The organism is Streptococcus hongkongensis (genome assembly GCF_053206145.1).
The window spans coordinates 124,057-141,418 of record NZ_JBRUGD010000003.1; the positions used below are offsets into that span (position 1 = coordinate 124,057).

The 17,362-nt window shown below is 36.4% G+C and carries 15 protein-coding genes and 1 pseudogene; 13 read left to right on the top strand and 3 right to left on the bottom strand.

The features are described 5' to 3' along the window. The first annotated feature begins 69 nt into the window (after window positions 1–69). From ACVRZD_RS02870 to ACVRZD_RS02890, 5 genes are all read left to right on the top strand, one after another. A complete protein-coding gene (locus ACVRZD_RS02870) occupies window positions 70–1,068 on the top strand; it encodes an alpha-ketoacid dehydrogenase subunit beta (protein WP_447450245.1) in 999 nt (332 codons plus the stop codon). 75 nt (window positions 1,069–1,143) lie between these two features. Next, window positions 1,144–2,556, top strand: a complete 1,413-nt coding sequence (locus ACVRZD_RS02875) for a dihydrolipoamide acetyltransferase (RefSeq protein WP_037626106.1) — start codon at window positions 1,144–1,146, stop codon at window positions 2,554–2,556. Window positions 2,557–2,669: 113 nt separating this feature from the next. Beyond that, on the top strand, window positions 2,670–4,427 hold the full coding sequence (lpdA, locus tag ACVRZD_RS02880; RefSeq protein ID WP_037626108.1) for a dihydrolipoyl dehydrogenase: 1,758 nt from the start codon (window positions 2,670–2,672) through the stop codon (window positions 4,425–4,427). A 152-nt stretch (window positions 4,428–4,579) separates the two neighbouring features. After that, window positions 4,580–5,569 (top strand): lipoate--protein ligase, encoded by a 990-nt coding sequence (gene lplA, locus ACVRZD_RS02885; RefSeq protein ID WP_037626110.1) that lies wholly within the window; start codon window positions 4,580–4,582, stop codon window positions 5,567–5,569. Between the two features lie 124 nt (window positions 5,570–5,693). Then, window positions 5,694–6,407, top strand: coding sequence for an AAA family ATPase (locus ACVRZD_RS02890; protein WP_052128128.1), 714 nt, complete (start codon window positions 5,694–5,696; stop codon window positions 6,405–6,407). A gap of 31 nt (window positions 6,408–6,438) precedes the next feature. On the opposite strand, the gene gatD is transcribed toward ACVRZD_RS02890, so the two are convergent. Together gatD and murT are read right to left on the bottom strand one after the other, a co-directional pair. Beyond that, on the bottom strand, window positions 6,439–7,224 hold the full coding sequence (gene gatD, locus ACVRZD_RS02895; protein ID WP_037626112.1) for a lipid II isoglutaminyl synthase subunit GatD: 786 nt from the start codon (window positions 7,222–7,224) through the stop codon (window positions 6,439–6,441). Next, the gene (gene murT, locus ACVRZD_RS02900) at window positions 7,224–8,567 is read right to left on the bottom strand and encodes a lipid II isoglutaminyl synthase subunit MurT (protein ID WP_447450246.1); all 1,344 of its coding nucleotides are present in this window, start codon (window positions 8,565–8,567) and stop codon (window positions 7,224–7,226) included. The genes gatD and murT overlap by 1 nt, the downstream gene beginning before the upstream one ends. A 101-nt stretch (window positions 8,568–8,668) precedes the next feature. Between murT and cdaA the strand changes: the two genes are divergently transcribed. From cdaA to ACVRZD_RS02940, 8 genes are all read left to right on the top strand, one after another. Then, window positions 8,669–9,514: a diadenylate cyclase CdaA gene (cdaA, locus tag ACVRZD_RS02905; protein ID WP_037626114.1), complete on the top strand. Its 846-nt coding sequence runs from the start codon at window positions 8,669–8,671 to the stop codon at window positions 9,512–9,514. Between the two features lie 2 nt (window positions 9,515–9,516). Next, on the top strand, window positions 9,517–10,470 hold the full coding sequence (locus ACVRZD_RS02910) for a CdaR family protein (RefSeq protein WP_037626116.1): 954 nt from the start codon (window positions 9,517–9,519) through the stop codon (window positions 10,468–10,470). A 53-nt stretch (window positions 10,471–10,523) separates the two neighbouring features. Then, window positions 10,524–11,876: a phosphoglucosamine mutase gene (gene glmM / locus ACVRZD_RS02915; protein ID WP_037626118.1), complete on the top strand. Its 1,353-nt coding sequence runs from the start codon at window positions 10,524–10,526 to the stop codon at window positions 11,874–11,876. A gap of 66 nt (window positions 11,877–11,942) precedes the next feature. After that, the gene (locus ACVRZD_RS02920; protein WP_447450247.1) at window positions 11,943–12,620 is read left to right on the top strand and encodes a GNAT family N-acetyltransferase; all 678 of its coding nucleotides are present in this window, start codon (window positions 11,943–11,945) and stop codon (window positions 12,618–12,620) included. Window positions 12,621–12,650: 30 nt separating this feature from the next. Beyond that, window positions 12,651–13,781 carry a radical SAM family heme chaperone HemW gene (hemW, locus tag ACVRZD_RS02925; protein WP_037626120.1) on the top strand — a complete coding sequence of 377 codons (1,131 nt, stop codon included), beginning with the start codon at window positions 12,651–12,653 and terminating at the stop codon, window positions 13,779–13,781. Between the two features lie 8 nt (window positions 13,782–13,789). Next, window positions 13,790–14,524 carry an acyl-ACP thioesterase domain-containing protein gene (locus ACVRZD_RS02930; RefSeq protein ID WP_037626122.1) on the top strand — a complete coding sequence of 245 codons (735 nt, stop codon included), beginning with the start codon at window positions 13,790–13,792 and terminating at the stop codon, window positions 14,522–14,524. A gap of 14 nt (window positions 14,525–14,538) precedes the next feature. Next, complete coding sequence (locus tag ACVRZD_RS02935; RefSeq protein WP_037626124.1) at window positions 14,539–15,303, top strand: TIGR01457 family HAD-type hydrolase; 765 nt, start codon at window positions 14,539–14,541, stop codon at window positions 15,301–15,303. Then, window positions 15,303–15,929 carry a TIGR01906 family membrane protein gene (locus ACVRZD_RS02940; protein WP_037626127.1) on the top strand — a complete coding sequence of 209 codons (627 nt, stop codon included), beginning with the start codon at window positions 15,303–15,305 and terminating at the stop codon, window positions 15,927–15,929. Before ACVRZD_RS02935 ends, ACVRZD_RS02940 begins: the two co-directional genes overlap by 1 nt. A 105-nt stretch (window positions 15,930–16,034) precedes the next feature. Here the strand turns inward: ACVRZD_RS02940 and ACVRZD_RS02945 are convergent. After that, window positions 16,035–17,284: pseudogene (locus tag ACVRZD_RS02945) on the bottom strand (transposase). Window positions 17,285–17,362: the final 78 nt, after the last annotated feature.

Sequence of the window (17,362 nt, forward strand, 5' to 3'; positions counted from 1 at the left end):
TATCAATTTAACTAATTAACTAAATTAACGGATTATTTCTATTTTGTAAAAACTAGGAGAAAAAATTAAATGAGTGAAACAAAATTAATGGCTTTACGTGAAGCCGTGAATCTTGCCATGTCGGAAGAAATGCGCAAAGATGAAAACATTTTCTTAATGGGAGAAGATGTTGGTGTGTATGGTGGTGACTTTGGAACATCAGTTGGTATGCTTGAAGAATTTGGTGCTAAACGTGTTAAAGATACACCAATTTCAGAAGCTGCTATCTCAGGTGCTGCGATTGGTGCTGCGATTACAGGTTTAAGACCAATTATTGACGTTACTTTCATGGATTTCCTTACAATTATGATGGACGCTATTGTTAACAATGGTGCTAAGAATAATTACATGTTTGGTGGCGGTCTTAAAACACCAGTAACTTTCCGTGTTGCTTCAGGTTCAGGTATTGGATCAGCTGCCCAACACTCACAATCTTTAGAAGCTTGGATGACACATATTCCAGGGATTAAAGTTGTTGCACCGGGTAATGCAAATGATGCAAAAGGACTTTTGAAATCTGCGATTCAAGATAATAATATCGTTATTTTCATGGAACCAAAATCACTATACGGTAAAAAAGAAGAAGTTAACCAAGACCCTGAATTCTATATTCCTTTAGGTAAAGGTGAAATTAAACGTGAAGGAACAGACTTAACAATCGTAACTTACGGACGTATGTTAGAACGTGTTCTTCAAGCAGCTGAAGAAGTTGCTGCCGATGGCATTAACGTTGAAGTTGTTGACCCACGTACACTTGTACCACTTGATAAAGAACTGATCATTGAATCAGTTAAGAAGACTGGTAAAGTATTGTTAGTCAACGATGCTTATAAAACTGGTGGATACACTGGTGAAATTGCAACGATGATTGCTGAAAGTGAAGCTTTTGATTATCTTGATCATCCAATCGTTCGTTTAGCTAGTGAAGATGTACCAGTACCTTATGCACGAGTGCTTGAACAAGGTATTTTACCAGACGTTGAAAAAATCAAAGCTGCTATTGTTAAAATGGCAAAAAAAGGTAACTAATATACAGAAGAAGAAGTCTCAATATGAGGCTTCCTTCAATGTATACTAGCTTATAGAGATTCGGAAAGGAAAATTATGGCTGCTGAAATTATTATGCCTAAACTCGGTGTTGATATGCAAGAAGGCGAAATCATCGAGTGGAAAAAACAAGAAGGCGATAGTGTCAAAGAAGGTGATATTCTTCTAGAAATTATGTCAGATAAGACTAATATGGAGATTGAAGCTGAAGATGCTGGTGTCTTGTTAAAAATCGTTCGCCCTGCAGGTGATGTTGTACCCGTAACGGAAGTTATTGGTTATATTGGTGCCGAAGGTGAATCTGTTGATAATATTGCGTCAAGTGAGAAAACAACTGAAATTCCTGCTCCAAATTCGGCAGATGCTGCTCCTACTGTGGCACCTAAAGAAGAAGTAACAAGACCAGAAATCAAAGTTGCAACATCACTTCCTCAAGGCGACGGTGGAAAAGTTCGGGCAACTCCAGCTGCACGTCGCCTTGCATCAGAGTTGGGACTTTCTCTAGGTCAAGTACCTGGTTCAGGACCTAAAGGTCGTGTTCACCAAGAAGATGTTGAAAACTTTAAAAATGCACAACCAAAATCATCTCCACTTGCACGTAAGATGGCAGAAGATGCAGGTCTTGATTTAGCTGCCATTGTAGGTAGTGGTTTCAATGGCAAAGTTATGAAAAAAGATATCTTAGCTGCGATCTCTGCTTCTAAACCAGTTGAAGAAGTTGCTGCTAAACCAGCTAAGGAAGAAAAAGCTAAGGCAGAACTTCCTGAAGGTGTTGAAGTAATCAAGATGTCTGCAATGCGTAAAGCTATTTCTAAAGGTATGACTAATTCATACCTAACAGCTCCTTCATTCACATTGAACTATGATATTGATATGACTGAAATGATGGCTTTACGTAAAAAGTTAATTGATCCAATCATGGAAAAAACTGGTTTGAAAGTAAGCTTTACTGACTTAATTGGTATGGCTGTTGTTAAAACATTAATGAAACCAGAACATCAATATATGAATGCTTCATTAATCAATGACGCTCAAGAAATTGAATTACACAAATTTGTAAATATTGGTATTGCTGTTGGTCTCGATGATGGATTAATCGTACCAGTAGTTCACAATGCTGATAAAATGTCGTTGGCTGACTTCGTTATAGCTTCTAAAGATGTTATTAAGAAAACACAAGAAGGTAAGTTGAAAGCAGCTGAAATGACAGGGTCAACATTCTCTATCACAAACTTAGGTATGTTTGGCACTAAAACATTCAACCCAATCATTAACCAACCTAACTCAGCAATCTTAGGTGTTGGGGCAACAATTCCTACACCAACAGTTGTGAATGGTGAAATTGTTCCTCGTCCGATTATGGCAATGTGCTTAACAATTGACCATAGACTTGTTGACGGTATGAATGGTGCTAAATTCATGGTTGATCTTAAGAACTTGATGGAAAATCCTTTTGGATTGTTAATCTAAGTAAGTTACTTTTGATTGAACCGTAATAAAGAAAAATATGGTATAGTGACATTGTATTGAAGTTAGTCTAAACTGTGACATACCAATATAAGATGTAATAAAAGGAGAAAATAATGGCTGTTGAAATTATTATGCCAAAACTTGGTGTAGACATGCAAGAAGGCGAAATCATCGAGTGGAAAAAACAAGAAGGTGATGCTGTCAATGAAGGAGATATCCTTCTTGAAATTATGTCAGATAAAACAAATATGGAAATCGAAGCAGAAGATGCTGGTGTCCTTTTGAAAATTGTTCGTAAAGATGGTGAAACAGTTCCTGTTACTGAAGTTATTGGCTACATCGGTGCCGAAGGTGAAGCTATTGAGGATGCATCATCAGCAGTGCCATCAGCAGAAAAAGCAACTGCAGATCTTGAAGCTGCAGGTTTAGAAGTACCTAAAGCACCAGCTGAAAAAGTTGCAGAAAAAACAAATAAAGCACCACTTGCAGATAACGAATATGATATTGTTGTCGTAGGTGGAGGTCCTGCAGGTTACTACGCTGCGATTCGTGGCGCACAACTTGGTGGAAAAATTGCGATTGTTGAAAAATCAGAATTTGGTGGTACATGTTTGAATGTTGGATGTATTCCAACAAAAACTTACTTGAAAAACGCTGAAATCCTTGACGGTTTGAAAATTGCTGCAGGTCGTGGTATTAACCTTGCTTCAACAAACTATACAATTGATATGGATAAAACAGTTGAATTCAAAAACACAGTTGTTAAAACATTAACTGGTGGTGTTAAAGGACTTCTTAAAGCTAACAAAGTTACCTTATTCAATGGTCTTGGAACTGTTAATCCAGATAAAACTGTTACAATTGGTTCTGAAACAATTAAGGGACGTAACGTAATCCTTGCAACAGGTTCTAAAGTATCTCGTATCAATATTCCTGGAATTGACTCTCAATTAGTATTAACTTCAGATGATATTCTTGATTTACGTGAAATGCCAAAATCACTTGCTGTAATGGGTGGTGGAGTTGTCGGTATTGAACTTGGTCTTGTATGGGCTTCTTATGGTGTTGATGTCACTGTTATCGAAATGGCAGATCGCATTATCCCAGCAATGGACAAAGAAGTATCTCTTGAACTTCAAAAAATCCTTTCTAAGAAAGGTATGAAGATTAAGACTGGAGTTGGTGTTTCTGAAATTGTTGAAGCAAATAACCAATTAACATTGAAGCTTAACAATGGTGAAGAAGTTGTCGCTGAAAAAGCATTGTTATCAATCGGACGTGTTCCACAAATGAATGGTCTTGAAAATCTTAACCTTGAAATGGATCGTAACCGTATTAAAGTTAATGACTACCAAGAAACTTCAATCCCAGGTATCTATGCACCAGGTGATGTAAACGGAACTAAAATGCTTGCACATGCTGCTTACCGTATGGGTGAAGTAGCTGCTGAGAATGCTATGCATGGTAATGTTCGTAAAGCAAATCTTGACTTCACTCCTGCTGCCGTATACACTCATCCTGAAGTAGCGATGGTTGGGATTACAGAAGAAGAAGCTCGCGCAAAATATGGTGAGATTCTTGTCGGACGTAACAGCTTTACAGGTAATGGTCGTGCCATTGCATCCAATGAAGCTCATGGGTTTGTTAAAGTGATTGCAGATGCTAAGTTCCACGAAGTATTAGGTGTTCATATTATTGGTCCAGCAGCAGCTGAAATGATCAATGAAGCAGCAACTATCATGGAATCAGAATTAACAGTTGATGAATTGCTCTTATCAATTCATGGTCACCCAACATTCTCTGAAGTAATGTATGAAGCTTTTGCAGATGTTCTTGGTGAAGCAATTCATAACCCACCAAAAAGAAAATAATCTGTTAAGAATGAAAAAAAGTTTAGGAATTTCCTAAACTTTTTTCTTCTAAAAAGTCGCTAAATACTGAAAATACTAGGATTAGTGGCTTGTGTTTTGATAACGATTGCATTAAAATAGAAGTAATCAAATAGAGAATTTTAGGAGTAGAAATGAAATATATTGTAAATAAAAGCAACAATCCTGCTTATAATATCGCCCTTGAGGCATATGTCTTTCGTGAATTAACTTCAGAAGACGAAATCTTTATTTTATGGATTAATGAACCAGCTATTATCATTGGTAAACACCAAAATACGATTCAAGAAATTAACAAAGAGTATACTGATGAGCATGGTATTCATGTTTGTCGTCGTCTTTCAGGTGGTGGTGCTGTTTACCATGATTTAAATAACTTAAACTATACCATTATTTCTAACAAATCTGAAGAAGGTGCCTTCGATTTCAAAACTTTCTCTCAACCAGTTATTGCAACTCTAGCTGACTTAGGTGTTAAAGCTGAATTTACAGGCCGAAATGACCTTGAAATTGACGGAAAGAAATTCTGTGGTAACGCACAAGCTTATTACAAAGGCCGTATGATGCACCATGGTTGTCTTCTCTTTGATGTTGATATGTCAGTGCTTGGCGATGCTCTAAAAGTAAGTAAAGATAAAATTGAATCAAAAGGGATTAAATCAGTTCGCGCACGTGTAACTAATATTCTTAATGAATTACCAGAAAAAATTACAGTTAATGAATTCTCAGATAAAATCTTAGAAAAGATGAAAGAAACGTATCCAGATATGACGGAATATGTCCTTTCTGAAGATGAATTAGCTAAAATTCAAGAATCTGCAGATACGCAATTTGGAACTTGGGACTGGACTTACGGCAAAGCCCCTGAATACACAATTGAACGTAATGTTCGCTACCCTGCTGGAAAAATCAACACATTTGCCAATGTTCAACAATCAGTTATTAAAGATATCAAAATTTATGGAGATTTCTTCGGTATTAAGGATGTTGATGACATAGAACAATTACTAATTGGTACAAAATATGAGTATAAAGATGTACTTGAAAAATTACAAACCATCGATATTGCTCAATATTTCTCACGCATCACTGTTGAAGAAATTGCAAAAGCAATTGTGGCATAATGGCATCATCTAATGTTAAGGTTCTGATAACCTTAACATTTTTTGACTGTCTAATTTTGACGAAGTCAGTTAAAACACAAGAAACTCATCTACAGCCACTTATGATAATTAGAAGGGTAAATTTATGTTTTTAAGTAAAATAGACTGTATAGAGCCACTTCCAGAGGACACTTACTTGGCTAATATTCCTGCAATTGCAAGTCTCGTATCCTCTAATGGGCTATCTTTTGAAAAAGCGATTACTTTTTTGGTTGGTGATAATGGAAGTGGGAAGTCTACGCTTCTTGAGGCAATAGCTGTCGCTATGGGACTAAATCCAGAAGGTGGGTCTAAACATACCATCTTTGAAACAATGGGGACCCATTCTCAATTAGGAGACTTGATAAAACCAATTAGAATAAAGTACCCTCAAGACAGTTATTTCTTAAGAGCTGAAAGTTTCTATAATCTAGCCACTTACTTAAGTGATATTGGTGATACCTTTGATTCGTATGGTGGTATTCCTCTCCATCGTTGTTCTCACGGGGAATCATTTTTCAACTTAGTAAAATATCGTTTTAGTGCCAATGGTTTTTATTTACTTGATGAACCAGAGGCTGCCTTATCTCCAAGTCGACTGATGTCATTGATGGTGATGATAAATCAACTATGCAAAGAAGGCTGTCAATTTATTATTGCAACCCATTCACCAATTCTCATCACATTGCCAGATGCTCAAATTCTTCAATTGACAGAATCTGAGATTAAAGCAGTTAATTATTGGGAGACTGAGCAGTATCAATTAAGCAAAGATTTTCTAGACAATCCAGAAAGAATGCTCAAGCATTTGTTAGACTAAAAAAAGTTTCCCATTTGAAGGGAAACTTTTTTTAGTCAAATTCGGCTTTACTTTTTACATCTGCATATTCTTCAGAAACTTCATTCCCAAGGATAGAGCTGTAGTCAGCCAATTCAATAGCTGTTCCATATTTGTTTTTCAAGGCAGTAGTTACTAGGCGGTATGCTAGGTTTACATTGCGTGAAAGGATTGGGCCGTGGAAGTAGCTACCAAAGACATTCTTGTAATGGACGCCTTCGGTTTGATCTTCCTTATTATTTCCATTTCCATAGATAACTTTTCCTAAAGGTTTCTCATCTTCTGATAAGAAGGTCCGACCCTGATGGTTTTCGAAGCCATAGTAGGTTTCATTAAATTCTTCATTATGAATTTTAATGTCTCCAATGTAGCGATTTTTGTCTTGACTCAAAGTATAGTGTCCCATTACGCCAATACCATCAATCTTCTCACCGTTAGCTTGGACGTAATATTGTCCTAACAACTGAAAACCGCCGCAAATGGCTAGGATGACTTTGTCTTTTTCAATATAGTCCGCAATAGCATCTTTTTTGCTGGGTAAATCACGTGCAACGATCGTTTGCTCGTAGTCTTGTCCACCACCAAAGAAAATTATATCATAATGATCAGAATCAAAGGCATCATCAATTGAGACAATGTCAACAGTAATGTGAGCGCCAAGTTTTTCAGCTACGTATTTAAGCATTAAGACATTGCCATTATCACCATAGGTGTTCATTAAGTTGCCATACAAATGAGCAATTCTAATTTGGTACTTATAGTCCTGTCTTTCAGGAGATTGTAAAGAAGTATAGGCCATTAGTTCATCTCCTTATTAACAATATGACGGTTTGCAAGTAATTCTCGGAATTGAAGCATAGCAGTATAAGTAGCAAGGATATAAGCATGATCTGTTTCCTGAGCTAAAATTGCAGTCATTATATCTTCTAATTTTTCAGCTTGAGTAATTTTTGTTTCATCATAGCCTGTTACACGAAGCCGTCTGGCAATTTCGGAGTGACGGACACCCCCCGCATTAATCTCAGTAATAGGCATTTGATTAATTAGTTCAAAATTGGCGTCCCAGATCCATGACGTATCAATACCATCTGCATAATTTGCATTAAGCAGTACTGACAGGCTAAATGGAAAGTCAGCTAAGTTAATCATTTCGAGTGCTTGGCTAGCGCCAACGGGGTTCTTAATTAAAACTAGTGTACACGTTTTATTGCCAATGGTAAAGGTCTCTTGGCGACCAAAAACAGCACGGCTCTTATCAAAACCAGCTTTGATTTTTTCTGGAGCAACTCCGAAGAATTCAGCAACAGAAACAGCAGCTAAGGCATTATAGATGTTATATAAGCCCCCAACATTAATTTTATAAGATTGGTCATCAATAACAAATTCTGACATGTTATGACTAATAGTAGTCAATTCAGTTAATTGATAATCTAATTCTGGACGTTCAAATTGGCAATTCGGGCAGATATAGTGACCCAAGTTAGCGTAGGTATTCAAACGGTAATTGAGAATTTGCTCACACTTTGGACAAAGAATGCCTTCAGTATTATAATGGGCTAATCTAGGTTCATGATTTTCAGTGTTAAAACCATAATATTTTACGGGATTAACAATATCCTTTGAAGCAAAAATAGGACTATCTCCATTTGAAAGTATTGTTGCTTCAGGAGCGTTTTTGGCCCCATCAATGATCATTTGGTAAGTTGTGTAGATTTCACCGTAGCGATCCATTTGATCACGGAAAATATTAGTGAAAACAAACAAACTCGGTTTAATAAACTGAGTAATTTTAGGCAAGCTCGCTTCGTCAATTTCTAAAACTGCAATTTTCTTACCTGACTTTGTCTTTTTCGCCGTCAAAAAAGTAGATACAATACCAGTAATCATATTGGCGCCACTAGGATTAGTTAAAACCTGTCCAAATGCTTCTTTTAAAATACCAACTGTCAAAGCGGTAGTTAAGGTTTTCCCATTTGTACCAGTGACAACGACGATTTCATAATCTTTTGCTAAAGTATCTAAAATATTCTTATCAAACTGTAATGCTAATTTACCAGGGTAAGTTGAACCACGACCCAGTTTCTTTAAAAAAAATTGAGCTGATTTTCCGGCAGTTATGCCCATTAATGTTTTAATTGTCATGTTTATATTTTAACATACAATATCAAAATTTAGATACAGAAAATCTTATCGAAACATGTTATAATATTTACGATGTCAATTTTACATAGAAAGAGGGTAAAATGAGTAACTTTAACAATATTGATTCAAAATTTATAATGAACCTCTTTAGTGATCCTTGGCTACTTGCTATACATATCATTGATATTTTACTCGTTGCATACGTCATTTATCGCTTTATAAAGGCTTTAGCAGGGACCAAGATTATGTCCCTTGTTCAAGGTGTTGTTTTCTTTGTCTTACTAAAAATAATTGCACAATGGATTGGGCTGACAACCATTACTTATTTGATGAACCAAGTGATTACTTATGGGGTAATAGCGGGCGTTATCATTTTTGCACCTGAGATTAGGACAGTCTTGGAAAAATTTGGACGAACCACACAAGTTTTTCTGCAAAAAGAAACCAAAAGCAATGAAGAAATTTTAGTGGATGCTATTGTAAAGTCTGTTTCATATATGAGCCCAAGGCGTATTGGCGCACTTATTGCCATACAAGAAACACAAACACTACAAGAATTCATTAGTACTGGGATTCCTTTAAATGCCGAAATTTCAAATCAGCTATTAATTAACATTTTTATTCCAAATACACCATTGCATGATGGTGCGGTTATTATTGCTGATAATAAAATAAAAGCTGCTTGTGCTTATCTCCCATTATCTGAGTCTATGACCATTTCAAAGGAATTTGGGACACGACACAGAGCTGCAATTGGCTTATCTGAGCACTCTGATGCTGTTACTATAGTAGTTTCAGAAGAAACGGGCGGTGTGTCTATTACACATAAAGGTCAATTTTTACATGATTTATCAATTGATGAATTTGAAACAAAACTAAAATCATTTTTAATTAGCGATATCAAAAATGATTTACCATGGTATAAAAATTTATTGGGAGGCAAATAAAGGTGAAAAAGTTTTATAATAGTCGGCTTTGGCTAGGACTAGTTTCAATATTTTTTGCAGTTCTCTTATTTTTATCTGCTGTTACAAATTCCAATAATATTTCATCTCAAATCAATAACCCTGTTGAAACTTTTACACAAAGTTTAACAGATGTCCCAATAGACTTGAAATATGATAGTAACAAATATTTTATTAGTGATTATTCTTACGGTGCACAGGTATACCTGTCGTCGACAAATAGAGTCAAACTTGATTCTGAGGTAAATGGAGATACGCGAAAATTTAAAATTGTGGCAGACTTGACTAATGCAAAACCAGGCAAAGTATCAGTGCCACTTAAAGTTACCAACCTACAATCAGGTTTAACGGCTAAAGTCATTCCAGATCGCTTGACAGTTACGATCGGCCGGAAGAAAACAAAGGCATTTTCTGTTGCAGGAGTTGTCGATTCAAAACAAATTGCACCAGGATATGAAATTGAAAATATGACGACTTCAGATAAGCGTGTTGAAGTAACAAGTGATGAATCAAAAGTTGATTTAATTGATCACGTCATTGCAAAATTACCTGATAATGTTCGCTTGTCTTCAGATTATAATGACACTGTGACGCTACAAGCAGTCTCTGCAGATGGAACAATATTAGCAAGTTCTATTGATCCAGCCAAAACTGGCTTAAGTGTTAAAATTAAAAAAATCAGTAAAACAGTACCTGTGACAGTTCTGATGATTGGACAGTTACATGAGTCTGTTTCAGAAATTCAACCTCGCTTAGCCAGACAAACTGTTGTTGTTTCAGGTCCAAGAGAAGTTTTAGACACAATTGATGAAGTCATTGCAAAAGTTGACATAACCGATGTGACCAAATCAACAAGTAAAACTGTTAGTTTAACACATGACCAAGCAGTCGTTGAACCGTCGTCAATTGCAGTTCAGTTGACAGTTAAGAAGAAATAATAGATAATATCACAAGATTAGAATCGGAGGAAGCGCAAGTCGCTTATTACATTATGGGTAAATATTTTGGAACAGATGGTGTTCGTGGAGAAGCAAATGTAGAGTTAACACCTGAATTAGCATTTAAATTAGGGCGTTTTGGTGGCTATGTATTAAGCCAACATGAAACAGAAAGACCAAAGGTCTTTGTTGCACGTGATACGCGTATTTCTGGAGAGATGTTAGAATCTGCTTTGGTTGCTGGTCTCCTCTCTGTAGGAATTGAAGTTTATAAATTAGGTGTATTAGCAACACCAGGCGTTTCATATCTCGTAAGGACAGAGAAAGCTAGTGCAGGTGTTATGATTTCTGCAAGTCACAACCCAGCACTTGATAACGGTATTAAATTCTTTGGTTCAGATGGCTTTAAGTTAGCAGACGAGCAAGAGCTTGAAATTGAGGCCTTGCTTGATGCAAATGAAGATACATTACCAAGACCAAGTGCAGAAGGCTTAGGTACTCTAGTTGATTATCCAGAAGGCTTAAGAAAGTATGAAAAATTCTTGGTTTCAACTGGTATTGATTTAGAAGGTATGAAAGTTGCCTTGGATACAGCAAATGGAGCTGCTTCAGTTTCTGCGCGTGATATTTTCTTAGACTTATCTGCCGATATTTCTGTTATTGGTGAAAAACCAGATGGTTTAAACATTAATGATGGTATTGGTTCGACACACCCTGAAAAATTACAAGAACTAGTTAAAGAAACAAATTCTGATATTGGTTTAGCTTTCGATGGTGACAGTGACCGTCTCATTGCTGTTGATGAAAATGGAGATATTGTTGATGGTGATAAAGTAATGTTTATCATTGGAAAATATTTATCAGAAAATGGTCTGTTAGCTCAAAATACAATTGTGACAACGGTTATGTCCAATTTAGGCTTCCATAAAGCTTTAGAAGAGCATGGCATTAATAAAGCTGTCACTGCAGTTGGAGATCGTTATGTTGTCGAGGAAATGCGAAAATCTAATTTTAACTTAGGTGGCGAACAATCAGGACATGTTATTATCATGGATTATAATACAACTGGCGATGGCCAATTAACGGCTATTCAATTGACAAAAGTGATGAAAGAGACTGGGAAAAAGTTATCAGAATTAGCTGCTCAAGTCACTATTTACCCACAAAAACTGGTCAATATTCGTGTTGAAAATAGTATGAAAGATAAAGCCATGCAAGTTCCTGCAATTGCTGAAATCATTGCGAAAATGGAAGCTGAAATGGAAGGAAACGGTCGCATCTTAGTTCGACCAAGTGGAACTGAGCCACTCTTACGTGTTATGGCGGAGGCTCCAACAGATAATGAAGTAGATTACTATGTAGATACAATTGCCGACGTTGTTCGTGCTGAAATTGGTATTGACTAATAAAAAAGTGTCGAAAATCGACACTTTTTTATTAAAATATTAGTTTATAAAGAAAGGGCCTAGACAATGCAAACGCAATTAGAAGATGTTATCAAACGATTGGATGCCAAAGCCTCTGCTTATTTCAAGTCGATTATTCCAGAATACCAACAAGGATACCTAGATTATATTTATCAATCTGATAAAGTAGATATACAAAATAGACGGCTGAAATATATGAGTAAACTCTTCCAAGTTTGGCAAGATAAGCCATGGTATTATATTATGCCGATGAGTCAACCTGCTGCAGAAATCATTGCCAATAATTGGCATTACGAGTCACCCTATGATTTTTATAATGCTAGTGTAGATCAAGAAGATTATAAGGAATTAATTACACCAGAATTACGAGAGAATCGTTATTTTCAAGTTATTCGTAATGGCATTTTATTTGGCTTTGCCTCTTTTGAATTACATAAAAAAAAACTTGAAATTGGTCTTGGGATGGCTCCAAAGTGGACTGGACAAGGCTATGGAAAGGAGTTTCTAAAAACTATTGAAGAGTATGCAGAAGCTAATTATTCAACAGATAAGCTTGCTCTTAGTGTCGCTGCTTTTAATAGCCGTGCTATAAACTTATATAAAAATTGTGGTTATTTACAAGTAGAAAACGTTAAACAAAGGACTAATGGAGCTGTGTACGACTTTATTCGAATGGAAAAGAAACTTGGCGTATCCATTGAACCAAAAAGCTCAGAGCTATGAGCTCCTTTTCAAAAGTGGTATAATGATCTTATGTTAATAAAACCAGAATCAGCTTATGTACATATCCCTTTTTGTACACAAATTTGTTATTATTGTGATTTTTCTAAAGTATTTATCAAAAATCAGCCTGTAGATGATTATCTACGGGCTCTTATTGCTGAGTTTAGATCTTATGACATTAAAACCTTAAAAACTTTATATATCGGTGGAGGAACGCCAACAGCCATATCAGCTCAGCAATTAGACTACCTCTTGACTGAACTAGTTCGAGATTTGGATTTAGCTAATTTAGAAGAATTTACTATTGAAGCCAATCCTGGTGATTTGACGCCAGATAAGATTGCTGTCATGCAAAAATCTGCAGTTAACAGGGTTTCACTAGGTGTACAAACCTTTAATGATAAGCATTTAAAACAGATTGGTCGTAGTCACAATGAAGCGCAAATCTATAGTACAATTGACAGTCTTAAGGCTGCCGGCTTCCACAATATTTCAATTGACTTGATTTATGCTCTTCCAGGACAGACTCTAGACCAAGTTAAAGAGAATGTGGCTAAGGCACTTGCCTTGGATATTCCTCACCTGAGTCTGTACAGCTTAATTTTAGAGCACCATACTGTTTTTATGAACAAGATGCGACGAGGAAAACTCAACTTACCGACAGAAGACTTGGAAGCTGAGATGTTCACCTATATCATCACTGAAATGGAAGCTAATGGTTTTGAGCACTACGAAATCTCAAACTTTTCAAAACCAGGTTACTATAGCCAGCATAATCTAATGTATTGGAATAACGATGAGTATTATGGTTGTGGAGCTGGGGCTTCAGGCTATTTAGATGGCGTGCGTTACCGCAATAAGGTGCCCATCCAGCACTATTTGTCTGCAGTAAAAGCTGGCGATGCAAGACTCACAAATGAGGTTCTCACGGCTAATGAAAAGATGGAAGAAGAACTCTTTTTAGGTCTGAGAAAAAAATCCGGTGTTTCCAAAAGTCGTTTCCAAGAAAAGTTTGACATTTCTTTTGACAGTCGGTATGGACAAATTGTTGCTAAATTAGTTAATCAAGGTCTCTTGCAAGAAGACCAAGATAGGATTAGAATGACTAAGAAGGGGCTCTTTTTAGGCGATTCAGTAGCTGAAGAGTTTATTTTAGAATAGAGGAAAAGATGGGACTCATTTACAAAGAAGAATTAAAATTGGGATTTGAAATGTGTGATGTCAAATTAGACGTTAAATTACCACTGTTAATCTCCTATTGTCTTGCCTTATCTGGCCGTCAGACAGAATTGCTCCAAATGAGTGACAAGAAGGTTTTAGAAGACTATCATTTGGTTTGGATTATTACTGATCATGAAATGACAATAGACCATTTACCACGTTTTGGGGATACAATAACGATTGAAACGGAACCATTTGCTTATAACAAACTATTTTGTTACCGTCGTTTTACTATTTATGATCAAGACCAGCAGCAAATGGCTGAAATTATTACCCATTTTGCTTTAATGAACCCAGCTACTCGTAAAGTTGCTCAAATTCCAAGGGAACTTGTCGAACCATTTGAAAGTGAATTTGTTAAACAATTACGTCGTACACCAAAGATTAAAGCCTTAGTAGAACCACAAGAAAAAATTTACCATGTTCGCTACTATGATTTAGACATGAATGGGCATGTTAACAATGGAAAATATTTAGATTGGGTCTATGATGTCATGTCTTTTGATTTCTTGTCTAAGCATCGCCCAGCAGCTATTCAATTAAGATACATTAAAGAAGTTTCTCCAGATGGAACTGTGGCTTCCCGATTTGAACGACAGCAACTGACAACGACACATGCGATTTTTGTTGAAGGCACCCTGCATGCGCAAGCGATTATCCAATGGCAAGAAATAGTGGATTAAAAAGGAGATAAAAGGTGAAATATACAGGTTATTTGATTGATTTAGATGGAACGCTGTACAAGGGGAAGGAGCGCATTCCTGCAGGTGAGCGCTTTATTGCACGCCTTCAGGAGAAGGCAATTCCTTACTTGTTGGTGACAAATAATACAACGCGCACGCCAGAGATGGTTCAAGAGATGTTGGCCAATCAGTTTGATATACAGACGCCGCTAGATACTATTTATACTGCAACAATGGCAACTGTGGACTATATGAATGATATGGCGCGCGGGAAAACAGCATACGTCATTGGCGAGACTGGTTTAAAAACAGCTATTGCTGACGCTGGTTATACTGAAGACAGGGAAAACCCAGCTTATGTCGTTGTCGGCTTGGATTCCCAGGTGACATATGAGATGTTGGCAACTGCGACACTGGCAGTTCAAAAGGGAGCTTTCTTCATCGGTACCAATCCAGATTTGAACATTCCGACTGAAAAAGGGTTGATGCCAGGTGCAGGGTCATTAGTTGCTTTAATTGAAGCCGCAACACGCATCCAACCTGTCTTTATTGGTAAACCTAATGCGATAATCATGAATAAGGCATTAGATATCCTTGGAATCGACAGAAATGATGCCTTAATGGTTGGCGACAATTATTTGACAGATATCATGGCGGGGATTCAAAATGATATTGCCAGCCTATTAGTGACGACTGGCTTTACAGCAGCAGAAGAAGTACCCAGTTTGCCTATTCAGCCAACACATGTCTGTGCAAGTTTAGATGAATGGGAATTGTAATGAAAGACAAATGGCGATTAGTAACCTTATGGTTGTGGCTGCTCAGTCTTTCTGTATTAGCTACAATTTACCTTGCTTGGCTATATTACCCAGCAGAAGTTGATGTGTTACAAATCACAAAATCAGCTCTGATGACCAAAGATGCCATCCTTTATAATTTTAAGGGCTTAATGGATTACCTAACGAATCCACTGACAAAGAAACTAGTTTTTGCTAGTTTCAGATCGTCAAAAGAAGGATTGGCTCATTTTCAAGATGTCAAACTGCTATTTCATTTTTGCCAATTTGTGGCAGTAGGATTAGCCTATCCATCACTGAGGTTTTTAAAGGTTGCAATAAAAGACCCAAAAATAAAGTTTCACCAAAATTTTTATCGGCTAGCAGCTTTTCTGCCGATTGTAATTGCCCTATTTGCGGTCATGATTGGCTTTGATAATTTCTTTATTCTTTTTCACCAACTCCTTTTCCCAGGTAAAAGCAACTGGAGCTTTAACCCAAGTACAGACCCTGTTATTTGGATTTTGCCAGAAACATTCTTTATGCATTGTTTCCTTGTCTTTTTCTCAATCTATGAGTGTGTATTTGGTGGCTTGTATTTGCTTGCGAGAAGAAGGAATAAAAGATAAAAACAAGCGCTTTGAAAGAAGGCCACTGAAAAAGTAGTCTTTTAATGACTTTTAACTTCAAAATAAAAAGAGGAAGAACTCAAAAATTGAGTTTTTCCTCTTTTTTTATCCCTCTTTTTTGTTTATTAAGGTGATGATTCGCTTCAGATTGACTACAAAAATACAGGTCACAGCTTGTAACTCCATGTTGAAAAGACCTGGTGCCCTGGAGACATCAAGACCATGTCTTTGTTTTAATTCCGCATTCTTAGCTTCAATCTTATAACGATGCTTAGACATCATTTTAAAATGTGGTGTCTCTTGAAACCTCTTTTGAAAAAGATGTTCATCACTTTTTAGCGTGATAGAGTAAGTCTTAGTTTTTGCACCGTCCTTATAACATCCCTCTTTTGAGAGACAAGTCTGACATTTATTAACATCAAAATAATGTGTAATGACTTGATTAGTGGCTTGATCTTTTTTACCAGTTCGAGCTTTTCTTATCGCCATGTGTCCTTGTGGACAGATAAAAAGGCCTGCATCTTTATTAAATTCAAAGTGGTCTTCTTCTTTACGATACCCTTTTGAAACAGAAGGGTTAAGTTTGGCGACGAGATGAATCTTTTCTTTTTGTGCTAATGTGATTTTCACCTAAGGTGACCACACAAGACGTAATAAGACGTTCATCTGTCATGGCAATATGTTCTTTATACCCATAAAAAGAACTATCTGATGATTTATGACCGATGCGTGCTTCCTCTTTAACAGAAGCTTCTAACTGTTCAACGTCATCTGTAATAGCTTCCTTTAGATAATTCAATTTTTGTGAAATAGGAGGTAGGTTGGTTAATTCTTCATGTGTTTCAAGCACCTATATCAAGTTTTGTGAATAAGTCAGTTCATCTTGAAGGTTATCTTCGTCATTCTTTGTAGGAAATTCAGACTTGATAGAGTTATTATATTGATAAACCATTTTACGAAGTGCTTTTGAGCGTTCTCTTAAGACCTCTTGTGGTTTCTTATGATTGTAGTGTGATTTGGTATGGGTAGCGTCAACAATTAAAATTTTGGACTTAATCAGTTTATGTTCTAAGGCAATTTGAATAGACTTATGAATCAGTAGGTCAAGTAGTTTACTATCCTTAATCCTAAGTTTTCTAAACTTAGTGAGAGAAGAGGCTTCAATAACTGAGGACTCTGGTGATAATCCTAGAAAGTACTTGAAGGGCATGTCACTCATAGAGCGTTTAACGACGTCTATATCGGATAAGTTATAAATATCTTTTAACAGTAAATATTTAAACATCATAATAGACGACAATATCACATAAACTAGAATAGGAACTTAATTCTAAAGTAATCTGATTATCAAGCATAACTATTACCTCTATCTTACTTTAGTATATCAAAAAAGCCATCTTTTATGATGACTTTTTCAGTGGCCTTTTTGAAAG